We start from the raw sequence: 25,799 nt of genomic DNA, 5'->3' as shown, positions 1-25,799 counted from the left end.
TTGAAGTACCAGAGCAGGCCGATCCACATGATCCCGAACGTCACGTGCAGCCAGCGGAACACCGCCTGCCAGAAGATCGCGTCGAACGAGCCGTAATGCATGCGGTAGCCCGCGATGATCACCAGCGCGAGAATGAAGCTCACGATCATCGTATTGCGCAGATTTGAAAGCATCGCCGCCATTTGAACGTCCCTCACGAGTCCTACCCTGGGACCCGGTATAGGTCGTTTCGACGCAGGCCGGAAGTCGGCGAGGTTCGGCGCGGCTCAGACCGCGATCAGGGCGGCGGCCAGGCGGCGGCCCTCGGAGGTCAGGACGTTGTAGAGCCGGGCCGCGGCGGCGGTGTCCATGAACTCCAGTCCCATGCCGGCGGCGAGCAGGCCCTCGCGGACCGCCTTCGACGGCAGGGCGCCCACCGCGCCGACGCCGAGCAGCAAGAACTCCACCTCCGCGCGGCCGGCCTCGAACACCGGGCTGAGCGTCTCGCGGGTCACCTCGGCGAGGCTCGTCACCGGCCAGGCGCGGGCTTCGTCGCCGACGATCAGCAGCGAGCCGGCATGCCATTGGCCGGACAGCCGGAACCCGCCGCCGCCATAGCTGTCGATGGTGGGCGCGCTGCGGGACACGGGCGGCGCACGATCAGGAACGCGCCGGCCGCTTGGCGCCCGGCGGAAGGATCGGCTCGGCCTCCTCCTCGCCGCGCTTGACGCCCCACAGCAGGATCACCGGGGCGGCGATATAGATCGAGGAGTAGGTGCCGATGGCGATGCCGAACAGCATGATGATCGACAGGCCGTGCAGCGACGGGCCGCCGAACACGGCCAGAGCCACCAGGGCGATCACCGCCGTCAGGCTGGTGATGATGGTCCGGGTCAGCATCTCGTTGATCGACATGTCGATCACCTCGTCCACCGGCATACGCTTGTATTTGCGCAGGTTCTCGCGGAACCGGTCGAACACCACCACCGTGTCGTTCATCGAGTAGCCGATGATGGTCAGGATCGCGGCGACCTCCTGCAGGTTGAACTCGATCGGTAGAATGGCGATCAGGCCGAAGGTCAGGATCACGTCGTGGAACAGGGCCGCCACCGCGCCCAGGCCGAACTGCAGCTCGAAGCGGAACCAGATGTAGAGCAGCATCAGCAGGATGGCGCCGCCCAGCGCCAGGACCCCGGAGGTCAGGAGTTCGCCGGAGACCTTGGGGCCGACCACGTCGGCGCGGGTGAACTTCACCGGGTTGGTCACCTGGGCGATGCGCGCCTTGACGGCGTCAGCGGTGTGGCTGGCGTCGGCGCCGGCCGGCGTCTGGAAGCGGACCATCACCTGAGACGGGCCGCCGAAGCCCTGCACCTGCACGTCGCCGAGGTGCATCGACCCCAGGGCCGCGCGGATCCTGCCCGGATCGGCGGGCATGGGGGCGGTGGTCAGCTCGATCACCGAGCCGCCCTTGAAGTCGATGCCGCAGGTCAGGCCGCCGCAGGGCGGGGTGAACGGGAACAGGGTCACGTAGAGCGCGCCCGCGATCGCCACCACCGACAGGGTGGAGAAGTACTTGGACAGCCGCACGAACTTGAAGTGCGTGCGGACCGGCAGGATCTTGATGAGAGGCCAGAATTTCATGGGCTCGGCCTCCTCACGCGATCGGCAGGGTCTTGGGCCGGGTGGTATGGAACCACCAGGCGAGCAGCACTTGGGTGACCAGCACCGCGGAGAACACCGTGGTCAGCACCCCGATGGAGAGCGTCCAGGCGAAGCCCTTCACCGGGCCTGAGCCGAACTGGAACAGGATCAGCGCCGACAGCAGGTGGGTGATGTTGGCGTCCATGATCGTGCCGAAGGCGCGGCCGAAGCCGGCGTCCATGGCCGAGATCAGGCTGCGGCCGGCGCGCAGTTCGTCGCGCATCCGCTCGTAGATCAAGACGTTGGCGTCGACCGCCACGGCGAGCGTCAGGATCAGGCCGGCGATGCCGGGCAAGGTCAGGGTCGCGCCGGTGAAGCTCATGACGCCGATGATCATCAGGCCGTTGACCACCAGGCCGATCAGCGACACCCCGCCGAACAGCAAGCCGTAGATGGCGACCATGAAGACCGCCACGGCGCCGATGCCCACGAAGGCCGAGACGGCGCCGGCGCGCACGGCGTCGGCCCCCAGCTCCGCGCCCACCGTGCGCTGCTCCTCGATCTTCAGCGGGGCCGGCAGTGCGCCGGCGCGCAGCAGCACCGACAGGTCGTTGGCGCTCTCCGGCGTGAAATTGCCGGTGATGCGGCCCGAGCCGCCCTGGATCGGCCCCTCGATGACCGGGGCGGAGATGATCTTCTGGTCGAGGACGATGGCGAACCGCTTGCCGACATTGGCCAGCGTGACGTCGCCGAAGCGCTTGGTGCCGATGCCGTTGAAGCGGAAATTGACCTCGGCGCGGCCGGTCTGCTGGTCGAAGCCGGGCGAGGCCGAGGTCAGCATCTCGCCGGTGACCACCTGGTGGCGCTTGACCAGCAGGGGCGCGCCGTCGGTGGCGGTGGCGTAGGGCAGCAGCTCGTCGCCCGGCGGCAGGCGGCCGGCGGCGGCTTCCGCCGGCGAGACGCTGTCATCGACCATCTGGAAGCTCAGCTTGGCGGTCTGGCCGATGAGGTTCTTCAGCCGCTCCGGATCGCTCTCGCCGGGCACCTGGACGAAGATGCGGTTCTTGCCCTGGCGGGCGATGTCCGGCTCCTTGGTGCCGAGCTGGTCGATGCGGCGGCGCACGATCTCTATGGACTGCTCCACGGCGCGGGCCGCCTCGGCGTCGAAGGCCTCCGGCACGAAGGCCAGGCGCAGGCGCTGGTCGGGGGCGGTGGCGACGGTCACCTCCGCGCCGCCCGCGGCGCCGGCCAGCGGCACGGCGAGGATCCGGCGCAGCGCGTTCTGGGCCTCGGTGACCTGGTTGGGATCGGTGATGCGCACCGTGATCCCGCCCGACTGCTGGCCGAGATCGGTGAAGTTGATATTGGCGTTGCGCAACGTCGTGCGCACGTCCTCGACCATGTTGGTCAGGCGCTCGGCCATCAGGGCGTTGGTGTCGACCTCGAGGAGCAGGGAGGAGCCGCCCTGCAGGTCGAGGCCCAGCGCCAGCACCTTCTTGGGCATGAAGCCCGGCAGGGCGGCGAGGGCGGAGGCGGGCAGCAGGTTGGGCAGGGTGAAGAGCAAGCCCAGCACGGTCGCGATCGCGACCAGCGTCACCTTCCACCGCGAAAGGTTCATCATGGCGGGGACGTCGCCCTAGCGCTTGGAATCGTTGGCCGGCGCGGGCTCGCCGCGCGTCCGCACTTCGGAGATCATCGCCTTGACGACCTTGACGGTGACGCCCGTCGCGATCTCCACGCCGACTTCGGCGTCCTCGACGCGGACCACCTTGCCGATCACGCCGGAGGGCAGGACGACGGTGTCGCCGCGCTTGATGGCGGAGATCGCCTGCTGGTGGGATTTCATCCGCCGCTGCTGCGGCCGGATCATCAGGAAGTAGAACAGCACCACGAGCGCGACCAGCGGCAGGAACTGGATCAGCATGTCCTGCGGACCGCCTGAGGCGGCGCCGGCGGCGGTCTGAGCGAAGGCGGGGGTCGCGAACATGGCCTCTCCGAATGGCGGTCGCGGGGGCGCGAAGCAGGCCCCCGGCAAAGTCGGCGGAAGCTATGGCTTCCCACCCGGTTTTGCAATGGAACCCGCTGGGGGCTAAGCGGAGCGGATGGACGCGGCCCTGAAACCTCTCCTGGAACGCATCGCCGAGGCGCTGGAGCGGCTGGCGCCAGCCCGGCCCCGGACGCCGGACTTCGCGAGCGCCAAGCTGTTCCGGCACGATCCGGCGACCGGCGTCTTCCATGCCGCCCCGGACTATCCCCTGGCGCTGGCGAGCCTGGTGGGCGTCGACCGGCAGAAGGCGCGGGTCCTGGAGACCCTCGAACGGTTCGCGGGCGGCCTGCCCGCCAACCACGCCCTGCTCTGGGGCGTGCGCGGGACCGGCAAGAGCTCGCTCGCCAAGGCGGCGTTCATGGCCGTGGCCGAAACGGCGGCCTCGCTGAAGCTCGTCGAGGTCGACCGAGACCAGGTCACCGCCCTGCCGGAGCTGTTCGACGTGCTGCGGGCGCGGTCGGAGCGGTTCGTCGTGCTCTGCGACGACCTCTCCTTCGAGGAGGGGGCGGCGGCGGCCAAGGCGCTGAAGTCGGCCCTGGAGGGCGGCGTGTCCGGGCCGCCGGCCAATGTGCTGTTCGTGGCCACCTCCAACCGCCGCCACCTGATGCCGCGCGGCCATGCCGAGGACCGCGGCCTGGTCGCCATCGCCGAGGACGCCGAGGAAGAAGTCAGCGTCTCCGACCGGTTCGGCCTGTGGATCGGCTTCCCGCCCATGGACCAGGAGACCTATCTGGCCGCCGTGGCGGGCTATGCGAAGCGCTACGGCCTCAAGGCGCCGGACCTGGAGCGGCGCGCCTTGCAGTGGGCCCAGTTGCGCGGCGCGCGCTCGGGGCGCGTGGCCTGGCAGTTCATCCGCGACCTGGCGGGCGAGCTGGGCAAGACCCTGCCGATGTGAGGTTTTCCCTCCCCTTCATGGGGAGGGATAGACCGCGAAGCGGTCAGGGTGGGGAAGCGTCGGGCGGGACCTCGGCGTCCCAGGGTTTGGACGTGACTTCCCCACCCGTCTGTCGCTTCGCTCCAGCCCCCCTCCCCATGAAGGGAGGCAAAGCGTTACCGCGGCAACACCAGCTTGGGATCGATGGGCCTCGCCCGATCGAGGTTGTTCGGGCGATAGCGCACCTCGAAGTGCAGCTGCGGGGCGCTGACGCCGCCGGTGGAGCCCGCCTGACCGATCTCTTGGCCCTGCGTCACCTTCTGCTGCATCTTCACCTCCAGCCGGGAGAGGTGGCTGTAGGCGGTGACCCAGCCGTCGGGGTGGGTGATCAGCACCAGATTGCCGTAGCCAGGCACCTGGTCGCCGGCATAGGCGACCTCGCCGGCGGCCGCGGCGTGGACGGCGTCGCCGACGCTGGCCTGGATGTTGATGCCGTCGTTGCGCTGGCCCTCGGCCTTGGGGCCGAATTCCGAGAGTATCTCGCCTCGCAGCGGCCACAGGAACCGGCCGCGGCCGAGCTCGGAGATCTGGGCGTCGGTGGGCGGCGGCGAGGAGGTCGGCGCCTGGGCCGGACCTGCGCCGGGCGTCATGGGCGGGCTGTAGGCGCGCGGGCCGGTGGGAATCGGAACCGGGACCGGCACATAGGGCTGCGGGCCCGCCGGGCGGGCGCCGCCGCCGTCGGGCTGCGGCGTCGAATAGGGCCGCGCGATGACCGGCCGCTCGGCGGCGGTCGGGCCGTGGTCGCGGTAGCCGGAGGGCAGGCGCAGCCGCTCGCCGGTGTGGATGGTTCCGCGGCGGCCCATGCCGTTGGCGGCGCGCAGCGCCTCGATGCTCACCCCGAACCGCTTGGCGATGCCGTAGGTGGTGTCGCTGGGCCCGACCACATAGGCCTTCACCATGCCGCCCGGGGCATGCAGGGTCTGGCCGCGGCGCAGGTGGGACGAGCGCAGGTGGTTCTGCTTCTTGAGCTGGGAAACGCTGACGCCCAGCCTGTCGGCGACCTTCTCGAGGGTGTCGCCCTTGCGGGTCCGATATGTGCGCGGCGGGCCCGGGACCTCGGTCACCCGGCCCATGGAGCCGCGGTCGGCGCCGGCGCTGGCGATCGGCGCTTCGTCCTCGGCCGGCGTGGTGAGGCGGCCCCGCATCCGGCGCGACGTCGCGGTCTCTGTGTCGGCCTTGGGCGCGCCGTGGTCGCGGGCGCCCTCGGGCAGGGTCAGGCGCTGACCGGACTTCAGGCTGACGCCGCGGCGGCTAAGGCCGTTCTGCGACTTCAACGCCTTCTCGGTGACGCCGAACCGCTTGGCGACGGCGGCGACGGTGTCGCCGCGGGCCGCCACATAGGCTTTTTCCGTCGACCCTGGACCCTTCAGCACCTGGCCGGCGCGAATGGATGTGCCCTTGATCTTGTTCAGTTTCTTGAGCTCGGCGACCTCGACGCCCAGCTTGGCGGCGACCTTGGCCAGGTTGTCGCCCTTCTTGACCTTGTAGGTCTCGCCGGCGCTGGCGACCTCGGTGACGTGGCCATTGGCGCCGGGGACGCCGGCATCGGCCTCGTCGGCGGCGGCCTGGGCGGCGTGATGGCCCTTGCGGTGACCCCTATGGTGCGACGTCGCCTTGTGCGCCGAACCCTTGGCCGCGGCGTGATGCTTGCGATGGTGCGTGGCGGCCAGGATGAGCTGCGGCGCATCGGCGCCGTCCCGCATCACCGCCGGCGTCGCATGCGCCGAAGGGCTCGCGCCCGCCGCGCCGGCGCCGGCGACCAAGGCGCTGCTGGCGAACAGGGCCAGGACGGATCGTGCCAGGATTTGCGTCATTGCCGCTCCGTATGGGCAGTCAAAGGAATCAAAGGGCGGTCGGGGGAGTTTGGTGGATGCGCATCCCCCCCGCCACCCGCAAAGCGCCGCAGAGGCCTAAAGCTCCTTGGCCACCCCGTCCAACAGCGGGACGAAGCGCACGTCGGTGAGCGCCTCGGCGGTGAAGCCGCCCTCCCCGTCGCCGGTGTAGCGACGCAGCGACTGGACAGGCCCCTTGCCGATCGGCGCGACCAGGATGCCGTTCGGCTTCAGCTGCGAAAGCAGGGCCTTGGGCTCCGAAGGCGCCGCGGCCGTGACCATAATGCGGTCGAAAGGCGCCTGCTCTGGCCAGCCCTGGCCGCCGTCGCCGAACTTGGTGATCACATTGGTCAGGCCGAGCGCCTTGAAGCGCGCCTCGGCCTCGCGCAACAGGGTGCGGTAGCGCTCCACCGTATAGACCAGCCGCGACAGCTTTGAGAGGATGGTGGTCTGGTACCCCGACCCGGTGCCGATCTCCAGGACCCGCGAGCGCGGCTCGAGCTTCAGGGCCTGGGTCATCAGGCCGACGATGAACGGCTGGCTGATCGTCTGGCCGCAGGCGATGGGCAGGGCCGAGTCCTCGAACGCGCGCTCCTTGAAGAGGTCCGGGGTATAGATCTCGCGCGGCGTGGTCTCGATGGCGTTCAGCACCGCGCCCTCGGTGACGCCCTGCGAGCGCAGCGCCAGGATCAGCCGGGCCATGGCCGTCCCTGAGGTCCCCTCGGGGGCGTCTTCGGGGATGTCGCCCTTGCCCGCCATCTAGAGCCTCGGCGGGGCGCCGCCCACGACCTTCTTCAGCGCGTGGACGCTGGCCATGTGGGTCAGGTCGATGTGCAGCGGGGTGATGGAGATGCGGCCTTCGTAGAGGGCCCTGAGGTCGGTGCCCTCGGCGGGCTTGGAGCGCTCGGCGCGGAAGCCCATCCAGTAGTAGTCGCGGCCCCTGAGGTCGGTGCGCTTCTCGGCGATCCGCACCTGCACGTCGCGGAAGCCCTGCCGGGTCACCTCGACCTCGGCGATCTCGTCCAGCGGCTTGGCGGGGAAGTTGACGTTCAGCACCACCTCGGCCGGCCAGCCCACCTCGATCAGCCGCGCAATGACGCCCGGCGCGAAGGCCTCGGCCGGCTCGAAGAAGCTGTCGAGCGGCTCGTAGGCGCCCATCTGCGAGAGCGCGATGCCACGCACGCCCAGAGCCATCGCCTCGATGGCGCCGGCCACCGTGCCGCTCATGGTGACGTCCTCGGCCAGATTGGCCCCGCGGTTGACGCCGGAGAGCACCAGGTCGGGCGCCTTGCCCTCCACCAGCTCGCGGACGCCCAGCATGACGCAGTCGGTGGGGGTGCCGGTGGTGGCGAACTTGCGCTCGGCGACCTTGCGCACCCGGATCGGCTCGGCGAGCGTCAGCGCGCGGCTGGCGCCGGACTGTTCGTATTCCGGCGCGCAGACCCAGACGTCGTCCGACAGCTTGGCGGCGATGCGCTCCAGGGCCGCCAGCCCGTCGGCGTTGATGCCGTCATCGTTGGTGAGGAGGATCCTCACGCCTCGCCTCCGATATGGGTCAGGCCGGGCAGGTAGGGATGCAGGGCCTGCGGGATGGCGATGCGGCCACCCTCGTCCTGGTAGTTTTCCATGATGGCCACGAGGGTTCGGCCGACGGCCAGGCCCGAGCCGTTCAGGGTGTGGACGAAGCGCGTGCCCTTTTCGCCGGCCTTCTTGGACCGCGCGTCCATGCGGCGGGCCTGGAAGTCGCCGCAGTTGGAGCAGGAGCTGATCTCGCGGTAGCGGTCCTCCGAGGGGATCCAGACCTCCAGGTCGTAGGTCTTGCGGGCGCCGAAGCCCATGTCGCCGGCGCACAGCAGCATGGTGCGGAACGGCAGCTCCAGGCGCTTCAGCACCGCCTCGGCGCAGCCGACCATCCGCTCGTGCTCGGCCTCCGACTGATCGGGCGTGGTGATGGAGACCAGCTCGACCTTGTTGAACTGGTGCTGGCGGATCATGCCGCGGGTGTCGCGCCCCGAGGCGCCGGCTTCGGAACGGAAACAGGGGGTGAGGGCGGTGAGCCGCATCGGCAGCTCCTCCTCCGTCACGATCTGGCCCATCACCAGGCTGGTCAGCGGCACCTCCGCGGTGGGGATCAGCCAGCGGCCGTCGGTGGTCTGGAAAAGGTCGTCAGCGAACTTCGGAAGCTTGTCGGTGCCGTAGGCGGCCGCGTCATTGACCAACAGCGGCGGGGCGACTTCTAGATAGCCGTGCTCGCGGGTCTGCAGGTCGAGCATGAACTGGCCGATGGCGCGCTCCAGCCGGGCGAGCTGGCCCTTGAGCACGACGAAGCGCGAGCCGCTCATCCGGGCGGCGGCCTCGAAGTCCATCAGGCCGAGCCCCTCGCCGATCGCCTGGTGGTCTTTCGGATTGCGGATCGCGAACGGCTCGCCCCAGCGGCGCACCTCGAGGTTGTCGTGCTCGCTCTGGCCGGGCGGCACGTCGGGCGCGGGGATGTTGGGCAGGGTTTCGACGATGGCTTTCAGCGCTTCGGCGGTCGCCCGCTCGACCTCCGCCTCGACCTCGAGGGTTTTCTTCAGGGTTTCGACGTGGGCCATCAGGCGCGTGGCCTCGGCCTCGTCCTTCTTGGCCTTGGCCTGGCCGATCAGCTTGGAGGCTTCGTTGCGCTCCGCCTGGGCGGCCTGCAGCACGGTCTGGGCGGCGCGCAGCCTGGCGTCGAGGTCGACGATTTCCGCCACCAGGGCGCCGCCCGACAGGCCCTTCGCATCCCAGGCTTTCTCGTAAAGCTCGGGCGTTTCGCGAATGGCTCGGATGTCGTGCATGGCGGCCGCGTTGGGGGTTGGAAGCGGCTTCTCTAGAGTGCGTTGACGGCTACGCCAAGGCAGGTCACGCCGCCGCCGCGTCTTCCTCGCCGCGCTTCTTCTCGATCAGCTTCACGCAGCCGATGGAGATGAAGTAGAGCGCGATGATCGGCAGGGCCAGGAGCGTCATGCTGATCGGGTCCGGCGGGGTGACGATGGCCGCGGCCACCACGATGCCGGCGACCGCGAAGCGCCAGCCCTTGATCAGCATGGCGGCGTTCACCAACCCGGCCATGGCCAGCAAGGTCAGGATCACCGGCAGCTGGAAGAACAGGCCGAAGCAGAGGATCAGCGTGGTCAAGAGGTCGAAGTAGTCGGAGACCTTGGGCAGGAGCTGAACCGAGATGCCCGCCGTGCCGACGATCTGCTGCGAGAGCGAGAACCAAAGCACGAACGGCATGATCATGTAGTAGACGAGGCCCGCCCCCATCAGGAACAGCAGCGGGGCGGCCAGCAGGAACGGCAGGAAGGCGCGGCGCTCGCGCTTGTAGAGGCCGGGCGCGACGAAGGCGTAGATCTGCCAGGCGAGGATCGGGAAGGCGAGGATCAGGCCCCCGAAGGCGCCCAGCTTCACCTTGGTGAAGAAGAACTCCAGCGGCGCGGTGAACACCAGGCTGGTCACCTTGCCGACCGGCGCCGGCAGGTGCAGCACGCCCACCAGCGCCAGGAACATGTTCTGCGCGCCGACCAGCATGCCGAGCACCTGACCGCCGGCGCCGTGGGCGGCCTCCCCCTGGCGCAGCGCCAGCAGCTGGGCGGCGATGGAGAAGGGCCGCAGCAGGAACTTGAACAGCGGCTCGGCGAAATAGAAGCAGACCAGGAAGCCCAGGAAGATCGCCCCGACACTGGTGATCAGCCGCTGGCGCAGTTCGATCAGATGGTCGAGCAGGGGCGCGCGCGAAGCCTCGATCTCGGACTCGTCGGGGGCGCTCACGGCTTGGCCTTCCTGGCTGCGGGCGCCTTGGCGGCAGGCTTGCGCGCGGCCGGCGTCTTCGTGGCGGGCTTCTTCGCGACCGGCGTCTTCGCGACGGGCGCCTTGGGCTTCGGCTTGGCGGTGGTCTTCGCAGCCGCGGCCTTGGCGCGGGGCTTGGGCTTGGCCGCGACCGTCACCGGCGGGGCCTCGGCCGCGGCCTCGGCATATTGGTAGCTCATCGGCGGATGCAGCTGCACGCCCACGTCGGCCAGCCCCTGGTGGATGTCGTCGATGATCTGGCTGGTCTCGGCGCCGCCGGCGTGGGCGGCGATGTCGGCGAGCTGGCCCTGGCGCAGGGCCTCGACCTCCTTGCGCAGCTCGTCGAGCTCCGACTGGCGGGCCATCTCGTCGAAGCTGGCGCGGAACTCCGCCGCCATGCCGCGCAGCCGGGCCATGAACTGACCGAACTTGCGCAGCAGCACCGGCAGGTCCTTCGGGCCCACGACGATCAGCGCCACGACGGCGGCGATCATCAGCTCGAGGGTCTTTCCTTCGAGGAACATGGCGCTGGCCTTAGCGCGCTTTCAGGCGGAGGGGAACGCGGGGACCGACGGCGCGGCCGGTCAGCTGCGGGCCTTGTCCTTGCCGGTTTCCTTGGGCAGCGGCTTGGCGTCGGCGGCCGGCGGGGTCTCTTCCTCGCCCTTCAGGCCTTCGCGGAAGGCCCGGATACCCTTGGCGGTGTCGCCCATGATGCCCGAGATCTTCCCGCGCCCGCCGAACAGCAGGACCAGGATGGCGCCCAGGATAATCAGGTGCCAGATCGAGAAAGTACCCATAGCGACGACAACTCCCTGTGCGGTTCGCGGGCCCGCGCCCGCGCCCCCGCGAGATCTTCAGCGGGCTATATAGTCGGTTCCAAGACGACGCGCCACGCGGCCGATTATTCCGCGGCCGGTTCGGTCTCGCCCATGAAATCGGTGTGGAACTCGTGGTCGTCGCCGTCTTCCAGGGGATCCTCGTCGGGGCCGAGGCCCATGGGATCGGGGACGGCGAAGTCCGGCGGCAGGTCCAGCGACAGCAGCCCGGCGGCCCGCATCTCCGCCACCCCCGGCAGGTCGGTGAGCGCGGCCAGGCCGTAGTGCTCGAGGAACGCCTCGGTGGTGCCATAGGTGACCGGCCGGCCGGGCGTGCGCCGCCGGCCGCGCATGCGCACCAGGCCCAGCTCGAGCAGCACGTCGAGGGTGCCGCGGCTGGCCTGCACGCCGCGCACGGCCTCGATCTCGGCGCGGGTCACCGGCTGGTGGTAGGCGATGATGGCGAGCGTCTCTTGCGCGGCCTTGGAGAGCCGCCGAGGCTCGTCGCGCTCCTCGGTCATCAGCCAGGCGAGGTCGGCGGCGGTCTGCAGCCGCCAGCGCTCGGCGACGCAGACCAGCTCCACCCCGCGGCCGGCGTAGCGGGCGGCGAGCGCCGCCAGCGCGCCCTCGACGTCGGCGCCTTCCGGCAGGCGGCGCGCCATGTCCTGGAGGCTGAGCGGACCGGCCGCGGCGAACAGCAGCGCCTCGACCTCGCGCTCGGTGTGGATCACGTCGCTCATGCCGCCTCATCCCTGACCGCGGCCCGGGCCCGCAGGAAGACGTCGGCGAAGGCTTCCAGCTGGCGGGCCTCCAGGGCGCCGTCCTTGACGAGCTCCAGGCTGGCCGACAGCGTCGAGGCCACATAGGAGGCGCGGCTCGGGCCCTGGTCGGCGGCGCCGAGCGGGGCGACGCCGGCGAGCGGCGTCCAGCGCTCCAGCTCCGGCAACAGGCGGCGCAGGCGCTCCCGGGCGTCCTCCAGCGGATAGGCGGTCGGCGGGGCGGGCGTATAGCGCCGGGCGCTCTCCTTCTGGCGCTGGCCGATGTAGGCGCTCATCAGCGAATAGAGGTCACCTTCGATGCGGCCGGAGGGGATGATACGGATGGCCTGCGGATCGCCGCGGCCGAACACGTCGCGGCCGAGCTGCGGGCGGGTGCGCAGGGCTTCGGCGGCCGCGCGCATGGCGTCGAGCTTGGCCAGGCGGAAGGCGAGGCGGGCGGCGATCTCCTCGGCGGGGACCTCGTCGGGCTTCAGCTTCTCGGCCTTGGGCAAGAGCAGGCGCGATTTCAGGTAGGCGAGCCAGGCGGCCATGACGAGATAGTCGGCGGCCAGGGAAAAGCGCCGGCGCCGCGCCTCGCGCACGAACACCAGATACTGTTCGGCGAGCTTCAGCACCGAGAGCTTGAGCAGGTCGACCTTCTGGCTGCGAGCCAGCGCCAGGAGCACGTGCAGCGGACCTTCATAGCCCTCCAGGTCGACGATCAGGGCCTCGCCGTCGAGGGCGGCGTTCTCGGCGGCCGCGAAATCGAGGCCCGGCTGGTAGGTCACGCTCATGCGGCGGGCCGGGTTTCGAAGGCGGCCTCGAAGCGGGCCACCGCCTCGGCGAGGTCCAGCGGCTCGGCCTTGCGCGGGAGGCGCGCCAGCGCGGCGTCCGCGCGGCGGGCGGACTTGCCCCTCAGAGGGCCGGTCCCGGCGACCACGGCCTTCATCTCCCCCATGTCGCCATTGCAGTGGAGCACCACATCGCAGCCGGCGGAAAGCGAATCCCGCGCCCGGTCGGTGAAATCGCCGCTGAGCGCTTTCATGGAGAGATCGTCCGTCATCAAGAGGCCGTCGAAGCCGATCGCCCCGCGGATCGCCTTGCGGTGGACCTTCTTCGAGGTGGTGGCCGGGTGCTTGCGGTCGATCGCCGCGTAGATCACGTGGGCGGTCATGGCCATGGGCATGTCGGACAGCGCCCGGAACGGCGGGAAGTCGCGGGTGTCGAGCTCGTCCCAGGACGCCTCCACCACCGGCAGCTCGAGGTGGCTGTCGGCCATGGCGCGGCCGTGGCCGGGGATATGCTTGATGACCGGCAGGACGCCGCCGGCGATGAGGCCCTCGGCGGCGGCGCGGCCGAGCGAGGCGACCTCGTCCGGGGTCTGGCCATAGGCGCGGTCGCCGATGATCTCGTGTCCGGCGGGATCGGGCACATCCAGCACCGGTACGCAGTCGACATTGATGCCCAGCGCCGCCAGGTCATGGGCGATCAGCCGCGCGCCGAGCCGGGCGATCTCGCGCTTCAGCAGGGGATCGTTGCCGGCCAGCCGGCCGTAGGCGCGGCCCGGCGGATAGGTCCGCCAATGGGGCGCGCGGAGCCGCTGCACCCGGCCGCCCTCCTGGTCGATGAGGATCGGAGCATCGGGGCGGCCCACCGTGCCGCGCAGGGCGTCCGTCAGCTTGCGGACCTGATCCGGCGTCTCGACGTTTCGTCCGAACAGGATGAAACCCCACGGCTTTACGTCCCGGAAGAAGGCGATCTCCTCCTTCGAGAGCGTCGGGCCGGCGCAGCCGAGGATGCAGGCGCGGGGGCTCATTTGACGAAGCAGGCCTTCCCGGCGTCCTTGAGCTTGGCGCAGAAGGCCTGGGCCTCGGCCTTGGACGCGAAGCCGGTCACCGAGGTCCGGTAGAGCGTCTTGCCGTCCTTCTCGACCTTCTCCACGCCCTTGCCCTTGCCGGCGGCCATGCCCGGCGAGACGGCGACGGCGTCGTTCCAGGTCTGGTCGGCGAGCGCCGTCGAGGACACCGCGCCGATCTGCACCGCCGCCGCGCCCGCCTTGGCGGTGGCGGCGGACTTCTCGGCCGGCTTCTCGGGCGGCTTTTCGGCCGGCGGCTTAGGCTTCGGCGTCGCGGCCGCCTTGTCGACCGGCGCGGCCTTGGGCGCCGGGATCGCCGCGGCGCTCTTCGGGACGACAGCCGCCTTCGCCGGCGGCTGGGCCGCAGCCTGCGCCGGCGGCGGAGGATTCTGGGCGGGGCGCAGCGCCGGCTGGGTCGCCTGGGCCGGCGGCAGAGGCGTCGCGGTGGGCGCCGGGGCGGCGGGCGCGGGGGTGATCACCACCGGCGGGCCGGCCTGTGGGCGCGCCTGCGGCTGCTCCGGCGGCGGGGCGAACTTCGGCTGGGCCGGGACCATCTGCGGCGGCTGGCCGGATTCGGAGCGGTAGATCTCCAGGCCCGCGGCGGCGTCCTGCGGCTGGGCGTCGGCCGGCGCCGCGGCCTTGAGGCCGCCCACCGGGGTTCCCACCACCTGCGGCGGTCCGGCCGCCTGGCGCACGCCGGAGCGGTAGAAGACGAAGATCGCCGCCGCCAGGCCGAGGAGCACCAGCACGCTGACCACGAGCGTCAGGGGGAACGGCCGCGCCCCGCGCACCGGCTGGCGCGCCTCGAAGGCCAGCGGCGCATCGGTGGGCGGCGTATAGGCGCCGCGCTCGTGGTCGGACATGGTCAGGCTCCGGGCGAATCACGCGCGTCGAAACCCAAGTCTAGCGGGGGTTGCGTCCCGGGTGGTCCTCAGGGGCGCATTTTCTGTGGGCGAGCGGGCGGCCGGAAGGTGACGTCGAGACGCATCCCTTCCGTAGAGAGGCGGGATCGCTTGGGCGCTAACCCCACACGTCCAGGTGGAAGAGCTTCCTGTGCTCTTCGATGGCGAAGCGGTCGGTCATGCCGGCGACGTAGTCGCAGACAACGCGCGCGCGGCCGGCCTGGTCGCGATCCTGGGCCCGGGCGCCCCATTCGGCGGGCAGCACGTCGGGCTCGGCTAGGAACAGCTGGAACATCTCGCCCAGCATGCGGCGCGCCTGGCTCCGCGTGCGGTTGACCCGCCAGTGGCGATACATCCGCTCCATCAGGAAGGCCCGAAGCGCGCCCAGGTCCTCGACCATGTCGCGGGAGAAGGCGACCAGGGCGTGGCCTAGCATGCGCACGTCCTCGGGGCTCTCGACCTTGCCAGCCTTGGCGCGACGGCGCGTCTCGGCCAGGACGTCGTCGACCATGGCCCCGATCATCCGGCGCACGGCCTCCATGCGGATGATCGACTGGTCGCAGTCGGGATAATCCGCAAGCGCGCTCGCCACGTGCGGCCCGATCAGGGGCACGTCGAGCAGCTCCTTGAGGAAGAACAGCCCCGCCGAGACCCCGTCGTCGACGTCGTGGTTGTTGTAGGCGATGTCGTCGGCCAGGGCCGCGACCTGGGCTTCGGCCGAGGCCCAGGTGTCGAGCCGCAGGTCGTAGTCGGCGTCGAACTCGGCGATGGCGCGCCAGGACGGGCGGTCCAGCCGGTCGGCCACCGGCCCGTTGTGCTTGATGACGCCTTCCAGCGTCTCCCAGGTGAGGTTCAGCCCCTCGAAGCGCGGATAGCGGCGCTCGAGCTTGGTGACCACCCGGAAGGTCTGGACGTTGTGGTCGAAGCCGCCGAAGCCCTCCATCTGGATCTGCAGCTCGTCCTCGCCGGCGTGGCCGAAAGGCGGGTGGCCGAGGTCGTGGGCCAGCGCAATGGTCTCGGCGAGGTCGGCGTCGAGGCCCAGGGCCGTGGCCAGCGAGCGGGCGACCTGCGCCACCTCCAGCGAGTGGGTCAGGCGGGTGCGGAAGTGATCGCCCTCGTGGGCCACGAAGACCTGGGTCTTCTCCTTCAGCCTTCGGAAAGCCGTGGCGTGGATGATACGGTCGCGGTCGCGCGCAAACGGCGTGCGGGTGCGGCTCTCCGGCTCGGCGACCTTGCGGCCGCGGGAGGCGGAGGGATCTTCGGCATAGGGGGCGCGAGACGGGACGGACGGCATTGCGGCCTTCAAATAGCCGGCCTCTTGGTCGAAGCCGCAGGGGACCTCATATAGGCTAAGCCGACATTTCGTTTAACAGACATGACCATAGCCCCCGCCAAGACCACCGATCTCACCCTCTCCGCCGCCGCGGCGGCGCGTCTGCACGCGCTTTCGAAGGCCGACGGTCGCGAGGTGCTGCTGCGCCTGGCGGTGGAAGGCGGCGGCTGTTCGGGCTTCCAGTACGAGTTCAGCCTGGTCCACGAGATCGCCCCCGACGACTTGGTGATCGAGCGCGACGGCGCCCACGCCCTGGTCGACGAGATCTCCCTGGTCCTCCTGAAGGGGTCGGAGATCGACTGGGCCGACGAGCTGGTCGGCTCCCAGTTCCAGGTCAAGAATCCCAACGCCAAGTCGAGCTGCGGCTGCGGCGTCAGCTTCTCGATCTGAGCCGGGCGGCGTAAGCTGCACCGATCAAGTTCGGGGAATTCGCCTATGTCATTCGTACAATCCGCACGCCTGACCGCGCTCGGCTGCGCCGCCGCGCTCCTCCTCGCCGGCTCCGCGGCCGCCCAGGCCCACGACGGCGACTATGCGGGCGTGCTGAAGGCCGGACCGCAACAGTTCCACCTCGTGCTGCACGTGAAGACCGACAAGGGCGAAACCAGCGCCGTGGTCGACAGCCTGGATCAAGGCGTCTCCATCCCGTCCGCCGCCATCAAGTGGGATGGCCCCAAGGCCAGCATGCTGTTCCTCACGGCCGGCGCCGAGCTCGAGGGCGAATTCTCGGCCGACAACACGACGTTCAGCGGAACCTGGAAACAGGGGCTGGCCCTGCCGGTCACCCTGACGCGGCAGGCGCCCGCGCCCAGGCCCTAGGCTGGGACCTTCGCCAGCACGCCCGCCAGGCGGTCGATGATCGCGTTGGTGCCGTGCTCGCGGCTGCCGGCGTCGTCGTAGCCGTCGAGATAGGCGCCGGTCTCGGTGAGCTGTAGCCGCGCGCCGGCGCCGGCCCTCTTGAACTCGATCGTCGCCAGCGACACGGAGATCTTGGTCCCGTTCAGGGTCATCTCGTAGGCGTAGACGATGCGCTCGTCGGGCACGATGTCGAAATAGGTGAGGTCCATGCGAGTGACCGTGCCGTTGTCCCATTGGCCGACCAGCACCTCCTGGCCGCCCTCGCGGAAGTCGAACGCCTTCTCGACGATGGCGTAGCCCTCCCCGCCATGGAACCAGGCCGCCTTGGCCGCCTCGGAAGCGAAGGCGGCGAACACCGCCGAGCAGGGCGCGTCGTAGGTGCGTTCCAGGCTGAAGCTGCCGTGGGTGATGCTTCTTGGGGTGAGGCGGCGTTCGGTCATGGCGTCTTCCCTTTGGTCTCGTCTTTGGTCTGTAGGGCGAGGTAGTCGCCCAGGCGATCGAGGCGGCGCTCCCACTGGATCCGCCGCTCGTTGATCCACTGCTCGGCGCGCTGCAGCGACCCGGCCTCGATCTGGCAGGTGCGCACGCGGCCGATCTTCTCGGTCCGCACCAGGCCGCTGCCCTCCAGCACCGCGATGTGCTGCACCACGGCCGGCAGCGACATGGCGAGCGGCTGGGCGAGCTCGCTCACCGAGGCCGGCCCGCGGGTCAGCCGCTCCAGCATGGCGCGCCGGGCCGGGTCGGAGAGCGCCTGGAAGACGCGGTCGAGAGGCTCAGGGCTCATCCCGGGAACATATGGAAATAGGGCTCAAGTTCCGTGAGCGCGCGGGCGAAGGACGGGCGGGCCTTGAGGCGCTCGAAATAGGCCCAGGCGGCCGGGTGGCTCGCCGCGAAGGGCTGGACCTTGTCAGCGTAGAACAGGGCCGGGGCGGCGGCGCAGTCGGCGACACTGAACACCTCCCCCAGCGCCCAGGTGCGCTCGGCCATCTGGCGATCCACCAGGTCGAGCGCGCGGCCGAGCGCGGCCCGCGCGTCGGCGACGCCGATCGGGTCCTTGCCGTCGGCCGGGCGCATGATGTCGGCGACGATCTTCTGCATCGGGACCTGGACGTGCAGGTCGAAGATCTGCTGGGCCAGGCGCGCCCGCCAGGCGAGGTCGGGGTCCCTGGGGATCAGGGCGATGCGGCCCGGATACCAGGTCTCGAGGTATTCGATGATGGCGCTGGTTTCCGGCACCGTCTCGCCGCGATCGGTGTCCTGCAGCACCGGCATCTTGCCGAGCGGCCACAACGCGAAGAAGCGCGCGCGATGGCCGGCGTCGCCCAGGTCGAGCATCTCGAATTCGAACGGCGTCCCCAGTTCGTAGAGGGCCATCTCCACCTTCATCACGAAGGTCGACAGCGGGTGGCCGTGCAGCACGAGCATAAGGCGACTCCATCAGTTAAGTGATTGCTTAAGTATCATCGTGCTTCGGCCGGTGCAAGCCGGGCTTTCCGCCTCGCCGTGGGATCGAAGCTTCGCGGCGGAAGTTTAGAGCAGCATCGCTTCGCGTGCTCTGGGACGGCGCACGGGTTCTTGAGGTCCTGATCCATGGCGTCCGACGCAGCATCCTCCTTCGGCTTGCCCCTGCACGATCCTGCGGGCGGCGAGCGGCGCGACCGCGCGCGCTCGGTCTCCGCCGACCTGGAGGCGATCTTCGGCGAGACGACGGCCGCGCCCCCTGAGCCGCGCGCCCGGCGGGTCGCCCGCGCCCCCCTCGCGCCCGGCCATCGTGTACGCCGGCTGTCCGCCACGACCCTCGGCGGCCTGGCCGCGGCGGCCCTGGCCGGCCTCGCGGCCGGCGCCCTCCTCGTCCAGACGCCGCATGGCGCCAGGCCCCCGCGGACGCACCCTTCCGCCATTCCCGTGGAGATGGTCGCGCCGTTGCAGACCCCGCAGGCGGCCGACGCCGCCCTCGCCGCGCCCGCCCCGGTCGAGGCTGCGAGTACAGGCCCGGCCGCTTCCGCCCTGCGCCACGCACGGCCGCGAGCGACCGGCTATGCCCAGGTCCAGGCCGCCGATCGCCGGCTGCGCGCCGCCTATGCCGCAGCGATCCGCGCCGGCGCGCCGCGCGCCATCCTGGTGGACGACCGCGACCGCTGGGCCTCGCTGCGCCGCCGGGGGGCTCGCGATCCCGCGGGCCTGGTCGCCGGCTACGGCGCCCTGACGCGCGACCTCGACCGCGCCGCCGCCCGCAGCCGCGGACGCGAGGTCCGCACCAGCGCGGGACGTGACCGCTTCCTCCCACGGTTCCGTCCATGGTGGTGACGGAAGGGCCCCAGCCGGCGGCGGGCAAGGTCGGGGGCGAGCTGGTCTATGCGATCGGCGACGTGCATGGCTGCTACGAGCTGATGAAGGACGTACTGGCCCGACTCGCCGCCGACTATGCCGAACGCGCACAGGGCCGCCGACCGATCCTGGTGTTCCTGGGCGACTATGTGGACCGCGGGCCACATTCGGCGCGGGTCATGGAGGCGCTGGTCTGGTTGCAGCGGCGCGGCGACCTGGAGATCCACTTCCTGAAGGGCAACCACGAGCAGGCGCTGCTGGAATTCCTCGACGCGCCCGAGCGGGGCGGCCCGTGGATCGGGTTCGGCGGCGCGGAGACCCTGCTCTCCTACGGCGTCGAGCCGCCGGCGGCGGAGGCGGGCGCCGAGGCCTATCTGCAAGCCCGCGACGAACTGCTGGAGCGGATGCCAGCCTCACATCTGCGCCTGCTGCAGCAGCTCGAGACCATGGTGGTCATCGGCGACTACGCCTTCGTCCACGCCGGCGTCCGGCCCGGCGCCCCGCTGGCGGAGCAGGCCGAGAACGATCTGATGTGGATCCGCCGTGGCTTCGTCGATCAGCCGGGGCCGTTCGAGAAAGTGATCGTCCACGGCCACACCTGGCTCTCCGAACAGCCGCAGATCACCGAGCACCGCCTGGGCCTGGACACCGGCGGCTATGCGACCGGCGTGCTCACCGCCGCCCGTATCGAGGACGGGGAGTTCGAGATCCTGCAGGCCAAGCGGGGCGACGTCTGGGCGCCCGAGCAGATCGTGGCCTGAAGCGACAGCCAGCAAAAGTGGGAACCACTTTTGCGTCCGGCTGCGCGTCAGGAATCCTTGTTGGCGCCCCTTCCGGGCGGCGAACCGGGTCCCACTTCGCCTGAAGGGGCGCTAATCCATGTAGTAGCCCGAGAAATCCACCGTCTCGCCGCGCAGCCGGCGGACGACGCGGCGCATGCGCGGGCGGGTGAGCAGCCAGGCGTTGTAGGCGCCGGTGAGGGCGACCGAGGCGATGACGCTGCGCGACACGAGGTAGGCGCCCACCAGCAGCACCAAGCTGCTGGTCAGCCAAAAGGCGATGGCGCGGACATCTCGGGCCCTCATGGGCGCATCTCCTGCTCGTCGCATGCGGGACCTCCTCAACGGCTGGGCGCCCTCAAGGCTCCGTCGAGGCGGACAGAGGGCGCGTTTGGCGCGGTGTCCAACGTCCTGCTAGCCTCGGCTCATCCATCCGGGGGAGCCATCGATGCGCGCCGTCCTGTTTTCGGCCCTGATCGCCCTTGCGCCGCTGGGCGCGCGGGCCGCGCCCGAGGACGCCCACGCCCGGGCGCTCGCCGCCGGCTACAAGGCGGCCTTCCTGTGCAGCGGCCTGTTCAACGCGCACCAGACGGCCGAGCAGATCGCGGCGGATGACCTGGAAGGAATCTACCCCGAATACCAGGCGCTGGTGCGGATCCTCCCGGCGAAGATCGACACCGCCGCGCGCACGGTCAGCGTCGCCTTCGACGCCAAGCTGCCACCGCGCATCTCCGCCTGGCGGCCGGGGCTTGGCTGCTCGGAACTGCCGATCGGCGCGGGGCCGCAGGTCATCGCCCGGCTGCCGCGGCTGGCCGTCAAGCCACCGCCGGGCGACCCCGACGCGCGCGCCTGGCCCGATGGCGACCGCGACGCCACGGCGCCCGCGCCCCCCGCCCTGGCCGCCGCGGTGGCGCGCCTGTTCGATGCGGCGGTGACGCCGGCCGGCGGCACGACGACGGCCGTGCTGGTGATCAAGGACGGCGCCATCCTGGCCGAGCGCTACCGGGCGGGCTTCGACCTGCACACCCCGCAACGCACCTGGTCGGCGGCCAAGAGCCTGACCGCGACCGTGATCGGCCGCGCCAATCAGCTCGGCCTGGTGAAGGTCGATGCGCCGGCCAACATCCCCGAGTGGCGCGCGCCGGGCGATCCGCGGGGGAAGATCACGCTCGCCGAGCTGATGCACATGGCCTCGGGCCTGTGGACCAACGGGCCCGGCAACCGGACCGACGAGATCTATCTGGGCGGGGCGTCGGTGACCCAGGCCGCGACCATGATGCCGCTGGAGGCCGAACCCGGGACCCGCTGGCGCTATTCCAACGACGACACCCTCTTGGCCTCGCGCAGCGTTCGCGCCGCGCTGGGGGACGGACAGCGGGCGATCGATTTCCCCTTCGTGCAGGTGCTCTGGCCGATCGGCATGCGCCACACGACGCCGGAGACCGACTGGCAGGGCAATTTCATCCTCTCCAGCCAGGTGTGGACCACGGCCCGCGACCTGGCGCGGCTGGCCCTGCTCTACGAGAACGACGGCGTCTGGCATGGCCGGCGTCTGCTGCCGGTCGGCTGGTCGAAGTTCGTGGCCGCGCCGGCCCCGGCCCAGCCGGACACCGCGGCGAACGGCGGTCCGGGCTATGGGGCGTTCTTCTGGCTGCCCGGCGCCAAGGCCGGACTGCCGGAGGGGACCTATTACATGAACGGCAATCGCGGGCAGTTCGTGTTCATCGTGCCGTCGAAGCACGTGATCCTGGTGCGGCGCGGTTTCGACCCGGCTGTGGGCGCGCGCTTCGACGAGGCCCGGTTCGCTCGCGAGATGCTGGCGGCGCTCGGAAGCTAGCGGCCGCGCAGCACCACCCCACCCGCGGTCTGCTCGGCCCTGACGGGGGCGAAGCTCTCCAGCCGGCGCAGGACCGCCGGCTCGCTGTCGGTGACCAGCACGCCGGTGAAGCGGATCGCCGCGGTGCGCGCATCGGCGATCGAGACCGGACGGCCGAAGCGGCGGGTGAGGTCGGCGGCCACCTCGGAGAGCGGCCGGTCGCGATAGATCAGCTGGCCCTGTGTCCAGGCGAAGGCGTCGTCGGCATTGACCGGCGTGACCACCGCCACGTGGCTGCCGTCCTCGTGGGCGAGCTGCTGGCCCGCGGCCACCTTGACCACCTGGTCACCAGCGCCAGGCCGCACCTCGACGACGCCGCGGCGCACGGTGAGCTGCGTCGCACCGGCCCGATGGCGCAGGTCGAATTCCGTGCCGACCACGCGCACCTGGCTATCGCCGACGGTGATCAGGAACGGCCGCTCGGCATCGTGGGTGACGTCGAAGGCGGCTTCCGCGTCGGCAAGCTCCACGCGACGCGCGTCGCGGGCAAAGCTGACCTTGAGCGTCGAGGCTGCGTTCAGACGCACTTGCGAGCCGTCCGCAAGGCGGATCGTGCGGGTCTGTCCGGGCGCCGCGGCATAGATGGTCGCCGGAGCCACCGGCGCGGGACGCTCGGCGATGAACACCGCGACGGCGAGGCCGGCCGCGATCGCGCCGCCGATGCCGAGCCAGCGCGCTCGCCGCACCGCGGCTTGACGGGGCGCCGGGCGACGGTCGCGGCGCGGCGCCGGACGCGGCGTATCGAGCACCGCGGCGATGGCTGGGGCCTGGTCGTCCAGTTCGACCCAGATGGCTTCGATGTGCTCATAGGCCCGGGCATGGACCGGCGCGGCCTGCAGCCACGCCTCGAACGCCTGCCAGTCCTGGGGGGCGGCGTCAGGCGCCTGCAGGCGCACGAACCAGGCCGCGGCCGCTTCGGCCACGCCGTCGTCGTCGAGATGTTGCGGCGTCCTGGTCATCGATCCGTCGCTCGGCGGCGACATGCCGCCCTGCGTTGAATCAGATGACGCCACCGTGGCTGAATCACCTCCAAGTTGCGGCGGCCGGTCATGGCAGTCGCCTCGCGAGATGCTTCAGGACCGCGATCATGTGCTTCTCGACCGCGCTGCGGGAGATGCCGAGCTGGGCGGCGGTCTCGGTGTGGCTGAGCCCCTCCAGCTTGTGCAGCCGGAACACCCGCTGGGTCTGCGGCCCGAGCTCGGTGACCGCCTGCACGATGCGCTCCAGCCGCTGGCGCGCCTCGAGGGCGGCGAGCGCGTTCGGGGTCTCGTCGACCTCGTCGGAGCCCACATCGGTGCGGTGGGTCTCGCGCCAGGCCCGGTCGCGCGCCGCAGCGCGCCGCTCGCCGCGCATGCGATCGAGCATCAGGTTGGAGCCCAGGCGATAGAGATAGGCCGTCGGGCTCTGAATCTCGGCGTCCGGACCTTCCCGGCTCGACAGGCGCAGGTAGATTTCCTGCACCAGGTCCTCGGCCGCGGCGGCCGAGCGCAACCTTACGGTGAAAAACCGCACCAGATCCTGGCGGCGTTCGAGATAGACCTCGATGAGAGCGGAATTGCCCTGACGCGCCAAAGGGATCCTCGAAGCCGCGGCGCCGGGCGCGAAAAGCCCGACAAGGCTCACCACCGCGCGCCGCGTCCAATGTCAAGGCCACCGTCAGAAGCTCCGCGTCACGCGCAAGCCCACCGTGCGGGGGCGCAGGGGCGTGGTTTGCCGGGCGCGGGCGCGGCTGAACGGGTTGCCGAAGGCGAAGGTGTTGGCGGTCCCGTCGGTGACGTTGCTGACATAGCTCTCCACCCGCCAGCGGTCCTTCTCCAGCGTGGCGGCCACGCGGCCGGCGCCATAGCCGCCCATCAGGGCGTCCTTGCCGGCATCGAAGGTGACGTAGGACCGACCCACGTAGTTGGCCTCGGCCGAGGTCTCGAGGCTAAAGCCGTGGCCCACCGGCCAGCGGTAGCGCACGTCGGCCGCCGCGGTGCCGTAGGGGACGCCCGGCAGGCCCTTGTCGGGAGTGGCGGGCAGCAGGCGCGTGGTGCGCGTCAGCTGCGGGTCGTTGAGCAGGATGCTGGCCCGCACCTGCAGTCGCTCGTCGGGGCGCCAGAGGAATTCGGTCTCGAGGCCGGTGTTGGAGCCGTCGCCGACATTCACCGTCAGCGGCAGGCCGTTGGCGAAGTACTGGTCGGTCTGCACCGAGCGCCACTCTGCGTGGAACACTGCCGCCCGCAGGACCAGCCGGCCGTCGAACAGCGGCGCCACGCCGCCGACCTCGTAGTTCCACATCCGGTCGGGGCGGAAGGCCACGGCCCCCACCACCGGCCCCGGATTACGCCGGGCGAAGGACGGCAGGTTGAAGCCGCCGGCGCGGTAGCCCTCCTGCGCCTGGGCGTAGAGCGCCACGTCGGGCGCGAAGGCGTAGCTGAGCCGCAGTTTGGGCGCGACGCCGCGGTTGATATGTTTGCCGTGGACGACTTCGGTGGGGTCGCCCGCCAGCCCGAAGTCGTCGCCGACCGTCGAGGTGCGGGAGATGAAGGCTCGCAGGCCCGCAGTGAGCGTGAACCTGGAGGTCAGGTCGTAGGCGGCCTCCCCGTAGATCGCCTCCTCGGCCAGTTCGTCGCGGCGGTGATAGAGCGTCAGGGAGTCGCCGGGCGGCGTCACGAAGCGCAGCAGGGCGCTGTCCTTCTCGCGGGTGTGGGTGGCGAACATGCCGGCCAGCCAGCGCAGCCGCCCGGGCGTGGTCGAGGTGAGCGTCGCTTCCAGCACCCCCAGGTCCACGCGGCGGCCCTCGTCGTAGGCCTTCACGGCCCCGGGCGTCTCGTCGACCGCCACGAAGGCGCCGGTCGCGTCGTAGGTGGTGTCGAGGCCGTGCTGCACGAAGCCGGCCGACACCTTGAGATCGGCCCAGGCGCCGGCATGCACGAGGCCAAGGCCGAGCTGGGTGAAGTTGTTGTCGTGCGGCTCGCGCACCTCGGTGTTGCGGGTGAGCGGGCCGAAGGGGCCTTGCGCGTACTGCGCCGCGTTGGTGTCGATCGTTTGGTGCGCGAGGTTGGCGTCGACCCGCCAGCCGGAGCCGAGGTCGGCCGCCCAGGCGATGCGCCCCCCGGTCCGGCGGCTGCTGTTGAGGTCGCGCAGGCGACGCGGCGGATTGTCGATGAAGCCGCCGATGTCGTCGCGATAGGCGACCGCCCGCACCGCGCTGCGGCCGCCGAACATCGGCAGGTTCAGCATGGCGGCCCAGCCGGAGGAGTTGGCGCCGTGCTCGGTGGCTTCGACGCCCGCCTCGGCCCAGGCCTGGCGCGCCGCCGGATCGGGCTTGGCGGTGACGATCCGCACGATGCCGCCGATCGAGCCGGAGCCGTAGAGCGTGCCCTGCGGGCCGCGCAGCACCTCGACCCGGTCCACGTCGACCAGCCGCAGGTCCGGATCCGGCGCGTCGTAGGTGATCGGCAGGTCGTCGAGATAGAGGCCGACGGTGGATTGGGTCTTGCCGGTGAACGAGCCGTCGGAGAGGCCGCGGATGAAGATCTTGTTCCGGCCGGGCCCGAGATTGGTGACGGTGACGCCGACGAACTGCGCGGCGACGTCCTCGAAGCTGTCCCCGCCTAGACGCTGCAGGCTGGCGCCGGTGAGCGCGCTGGCCGGATAGGGCGCGCCGGTCAGCGGCTCGGGACGCCGCTCGGCCGTCACCACCAATGGCGCCACGGCGTTGGCCATGACGGGCGACGCCGGCCCGGCCGGCGCGCCGGCGCGGCCCCCGATCACCTGAAAGGTGCGGGCGTCGATCGTGCGGAAGCCGCAGCCGGGCGGCAGCATCGCGGCCAGCGCCGTCTGCGGGCTCATGGCTCCCTGGACCGGGCGGCTGCGGCCCGTGCAGCCCGTCGCCGGCAGGCCCCCCACCGAGACGTCGCCCTGCACCGCAAAGCGCACCAGGGCCTCTTCGAGGGATTCCGACGGCAGGCGGAAAATGCGGGTCGCCGCGTGCGCCGCCTGAGGCGTCACGGCCGCGCCCAGCCCGGCGAGCGCAACAAGCACACGCAGGCCGAGGCGGGGCGTGG

29 protein-coding genes are annotated in these 25,799 nt (G+C 70.9%); 6 read left to right on the top strand and 23 right to left on the bottom strand.

What is annotated here, in order from left to right; translation table 11 throughout:
• Window positions 1-266: 266 nt before the first annotated feature.
• From VGT80_RS05965 to yajC, 4 genes are read right to left on the bottom strand one after another with little or no spacing between them, the layout of a single operon-like run.
• The gene (locus VGT80_RS05965; protein WP_327453827.1) at window positions 267-626 is read right to left on the bottom strand and encodes an Mth938-like domain-containing protein; all 360 of its coding nucleotides are present in this window, start codon (window positions 624-626) and stop codon (window positions 267-269) included.
• 13 nt (window positions 627-639) lie between these two features.
• Entirely contained in the window at window positions 640-1,620 is a 981-nt protein-coding gene (gene secF, locus VGT80_RS05960) for a protein translocase subunit SecF (protein ID WP_327453825.1), read from the bottom strand.
• 13 nt (window positions 1,621-1,633) lie between these two features.
• Window positions 1,634-3,241 carry a protein translocase subunit SecD gene (gene secD, locus VGT80_RS05955; protein ID WP_327453823.1) on the bottom strand — a complete coding sequence of 536 codons (1,608 nt, stop codon included), beginning with the start codon at window positions 3,239-3,241 and terminating at the stop codon, window positions 1,634-1,636.
• Between the two features lie 15 nt (window positions 3,242-3,256).
• The gene (gene yajC, locus VGT80_RS05950) at window positions 3,257-3,607 is read right to left on the bottom strand and encodes a preprotein translocase subunit YajC (RefSeq protein WP_327453821.1); all 351 of its coding nucleotides are present in this window, start codon (window positions 3,605-3,607) and stop codon (window positions 3,257-3,259) included.
• Window positions 3,608-3,722: 115 nt separating this feature from the next.
• Between yajC and VGT80_RS05945 the strand changes: the two genes are divergently transcribed.
• Window positions 3,723-4,562 carry an ATP-binding protein gene (locus VGT80_RS05945; protein WP_327453819.1) on the top strand — a complete coding sequence of 280 codons (840 nt, stop codon included), beginning with the start codon at window positions 3,723-3,725 and terminating at the stop codon, window positions 4,560-4,562.
• 155 nt (window positions 4,563-4,717) lie between these two features.
• Here VGT80_RS05945 and VGT80_RS05940 read toward each other — a convergent pair whose 3' ends face one another.
• The 12 genes from VGT80_RS05940 to VGT80_RS05885 all read right to left on the bottom strand — a co-directional run bounded on the left by VGT80_RS05940 (window position 4,718) and on the right by VGT80_RS05885 (window position 15,867).
• Window positions 4,718-6,415 carry a LysM peptidoglycan-binding domain-containing protein gene (locus VGT80_RS05940; protein WP_327453817.1) on the bottom strand — a complete coding sequence of 566 codons (1,698 nt, stop codon included), beginning with the start codon at window positions 6,413-6,415 and terminating at the stop codon, window positions 4,718-4,720.
• Between the two features lie 96 nt (window positions 6,416-6,511).
• Window positions 6,512-7,135 (bottom strand): protein-L-isoaspartate(D-aspartate) O-methyltransferase, encoded by a 624-nt coding sequence (locus VGT80_RS05935; RefSeq protein ID WP_327453831.1) that lies wholly within the window; start codon window positions 7,133-7,135, stop codon window positions 6,512-6,514.
• A gap of 57 nt (window positions 7,136-7,192) precedes the next feature.
• Window positions 7,193-7,969 carry a 5'/3'-nucleotidase SurE gene (gene surE / locus VGT80_RS05930; protein WP_327453816.1) on the bottom strand — a complete coding sequence of 259 codons (777 nt, stop codon included), beginning with the start codon at window positions 7,967-7,969 and terminating at the stop codon, window positions 7,193-7,195.
• Window positions 7,966-9,252, bottom strand: a complete 1,287-nt coding sequence (gene serS, locus VGT80_RS05925; RefSeq protein WP_327453814.1) for a serine--tRNA ligase — start codon at window positions 9,250-9,252, stop codon at window positions 7,966-7,968. Before serS ends, surE begins: the two co-directional genes overlap by 4 nt.
• A 64-nt stretch (window positions 9,253-9,316) precedes the next feature.
• Entirely contained in the window at window positions 9,317-10,225 is a 909-nt protein-coding gene (gene tatC, locus VGT80_RS05920) for a twin-arginine translocase subunit TatC (protein ID WP_327453812.1), read from the bottom strand.
• On the bottom strand, window positions 10,222-10,767 hold the full coding sequence (gene tatB / locus VGT80_RS05915) for a Sec-independent protein translocase protein TatB (RefSeq protein WP_327453810.1): 546 nt from the start codon (window positions 10,765-10,767) through the stop codon (window positions 10,222-10,224). Before tatB ends, tatC begins: the two co-directional genes overlap by 4 nt.
• Before the next feature lie 60 nt (window positions 10,768-10,827).
• Entirely contained in the window at window positions 10,828-11,040 is a 213-nt protein-coding gene (locus tag VGT80_RS05910; protein ID WP_327453808.1) for a twin-arginine translocase TatA/TatE family subunit, read from the bottom strand.
• 104 nt (window positions 11,041-11,144) lie between these two features.
• A complete protein-coding gene (gene scpB / locus VGT80_RS05905) occupies window positions 11,145-11,798 on the bottom strand; it encodes an SMC-Scp complex subunit ScpB (RefSeq protein WP_327453806.1) in 654 nt (217 codons plus the stop codon).
• Window positions 11,795-12,610 (bottom strand): ScpA family protein, encoded by an 816-nt coding sequence (locus VGT80_RS05900; RefSeq protein WP_327453804.1) that lies wholly within the window; start codon window positions 12,608-12,610, stop codon window positions 11,795-11,797. Before VGT80_RS05900 ends, scpB begins: the two co-directional genes overlap by 4 nt.
• Complete coding sequence (gene nagZ / locus VGT80_RS05895) at window positions 12,607-13,632, bottom strand: beta-N-acetylhexosaminidase (protein ID WP_327453802.1); 1,026 nt, start codon at window positions 13,630-13,632, stop codon at window positions 12,607-12,609. Before nagZ ends, VGT80_RS05900 begins: the two co-directional genes overlap by 4 nt.
• Window positions 13,629-14,534 carry an SPOR domain-containing protein gene (locus VGT80_RS05890; RefSeq protein ID WP_327453800.1) on the bottom strand — a complete coding sequence of 302 codons (906 nt, stop codon included), beginning with the start codon at window positions 14,532-14,534 and terminating at the stop codon, window positions 13,629-13,631. The genes nagZ and VGT80_RS05890 overlap by 4 nt, the downstream gene beginning before the upstream one ends.
• 157 nt (window positions 14,535-14,691) lie before the next feature.
• The gene (locus tag VGT80_RS05885; RefSeq protein WP_327453798.1) at window positions 14,692-15,867 is read right to left on the bottom strand and encodes a deoxyguanosinetriphosphate triphosphohydrolase; all 1,176 of its coding nucleotides are present in this window, start codon (window positions 15,865-15,867) and stop codon (window positions 14,692-14,694) included.
• Between the two features lie 81 nt (window positions 15,868-15,948).
• On the opposite strand from VGT80_RS05885, the gene erpA reads away from it, so the two are divergent.
• Both erpA and VGT80_RS05875 read left to right on the top strand, forming a co-directional pair.
• Window positions 15,949-16,296: an iron-sulfur cluster insertion protein ErpA gene (gene erpA, locus VGT80_RS05880; protein WP_327453796.1), complete on the top strand. Its 348-nt coding sequence runs from the start codon at window positions 15,949-15,951 to the stop codon at window positions 16,294-16,296.
• A gap of 45 nt (window positions 16,297-16,341) precedes the next feature.
• The gene (locus VGT80_RS05875) at window positions 16,342-16,725 is read left to right on the top strand and encodes a hypothetical protein (RefSeq protein WP_327453794.1); all 384 of its coding nucleotides are present in this window, start codon (window positions 16,342-16,344) and stop codon (window positions 16,723-16,725) included.
• Here VGT80_RS05875 and VGT80_RS05870 read toward each other — a convergent pair.
• The 3 genes from VGT80_RS05870 to VGT80_RS05860 are packed head-to-tail and all read right to left on the bottom strand — an operon-like array spanning window position 16,722 to window position 18,189.
• Complete coding sequence (locus VGT80_RS05870) at window positions 16,722-17,204, bottom strand: SRPBCC domain-containing protein (RefSeq protein ID WP_327453792.1); 483 nt, start codon at window positions 17,202-17,204, stop codon at window positions 16,722-16,724. The genes VGT80_RS05875 and VGT80_RS05870 overlap by 4 nt on opposite strands.
• Window positions 17,201-17,548: a metalloregulator ArsR/SmtB family transcription factor gene (locus tag VGT80_RS05865; protein WP_327453790.1), complete on the bottom strand. Its 348-nt coding sequence runs from the start codon at window positions 17,546-17,548 to the stop codon at window positions 17,201-17,203. Before VGT80_RS05865 ends, VGT80_RS05870 begins: the two co-directional genes overlap by 4 nt.
• Window positions 17,545-18,189 (bottom strand): glutathione S-transferase family protein, encoded by a 645-nt coding sequence (locus tag VGT80_RS05860; RefSeq protein ID WP_327453788.1) that lies wholly within the window; start codon window positions 18,187-18,189, stop codon window positions 17,545-17,547. The genes VGT80_RS05865 and VGT80_RS05860 overlap by 4 nt, the downstream gene beginning before the upstream one ends.
• A 165-nt stretch (window positions 18,190-18,354) precedes the next feature.
• Here VGT80_RS05860 and VGT80_RS05855 point away from each other — a divergent pair, with 165 nt between their 5' ends.
• Complete coding sequence (locus VGT80_RS05855; RefSeq protein WP_327453786.1) at window positions 18,355-19,071, top strand: hypothetical protein; 717 nt, start codon at window positions 18,355-18,357, stop codon at window positions 19,069-19,071.
• Complete coding sequence (locus tag VGT80_RS05850) at window positions 19,062-19,853, top strand: metallophosphoesterase family protein (protein ID WP_327453784.1); 792 nt, start codon at window positions 19,062-19,064, stop codon at window positions 19,851-19,853. The genes VGT80_RS05855 and VGT80_RS05850 overlap by 10 nt, the downstream gene beginning before the upstream one ends.
• 111 nt (window positions 19,854-19,964) lie before the next feature.
• Here the strand turns inward: VGT80_RS05850 and VGT80_RS05845 are convergent, their stop codons facing one another.
• A complete protein-coding gene (locus tag VGT80_RS05845; RefSeq protein ID WP_327453782.1) occupies window positions 19,965-20,177 on the bottom strand; it encodes a hypothetical protein in 213 nt (70 codons plus the stop codon).
• Window positions 20,178-20,319: 142 nt separating this feature from the next.
• Between VGT80_RS05845 and VGT80_RS05840 the strand changes: the two genes are divergently transcribed.
• Complete coding sequence (locus VGT80_RS05840) at window positions 20,320-21,708, top strand: serine hydrolase (RefSeq protein ID WP_327453780.1); 1,389 nt, start codon at window positions 20,320-20,322, stop codon at window positions 21,706-21,708.
• Here VGT80_RS05840 and VGT80_RS05835 read toward each other — a convergent pair.
• The 3 genes from VGT80_RS05835 to VGT80_RS05825 form a co-directional block, all read right to left on the bottom strand.
• On the bottom strand, window positions 21,705-22,706 hold the full coding sequence (locus VGT80_RS05835) for a FecR family protein (protein WP_327453778.1): 1,002 nt from the start codon (window positions 22,704-22,706) through the stop codon (window positions 21,705-21,707). The two genes, VGT80_RS05840 and VGT80_RS05835, sit on opposite strands and share 4 nt — an antisense overlap.
• An 88-nt stretch (window positions 22,707-22,794) precedes the next feature.
• Window positions 22,795-23,319: a sigma-70 family RNA polymerase sigma factor gene (locus VGT80_RS05830; RefSeq protein ID WP_327453776.1), complete on the bottom strand. Its 525-nt coding sequence runs from the start codon at window positions 23,317-23,319 to the stop codon at window positions 22,795-22,797.
• An 84-nt stretch (window positions 23,320-23,403) separates the two neighbouring features.
• Window positions 23,404-25,776 (bottom strand): TonB-dependent receptor, encoded by a 2,373-nt coding sequence (locus VGT80_RS05825; RefSeq protein ID WP_327453774.1) that lies wholly within the window; start codon window positions 25,774-25,776, stop codon window positions 23,404-23,406.
• Window positions 25,777-25,799: the final 23 nt, after the last annotated feature.

Origin of the sequence: Phenylobacterium sp. (assembly GCF_035944335.1) — a bacterium.
In the GTDB taxonomy this organism is placed as follows: Bacteria; Pseudomonadota; Alphaproteobacteria; order Caulobacterales; family Caulobacteraceae; genus Phenylobacterium.
Note: the sequence above shows the minus strand (reverse complement) of the source record. Positions and strands in the feature narration are given on the sequence as shown.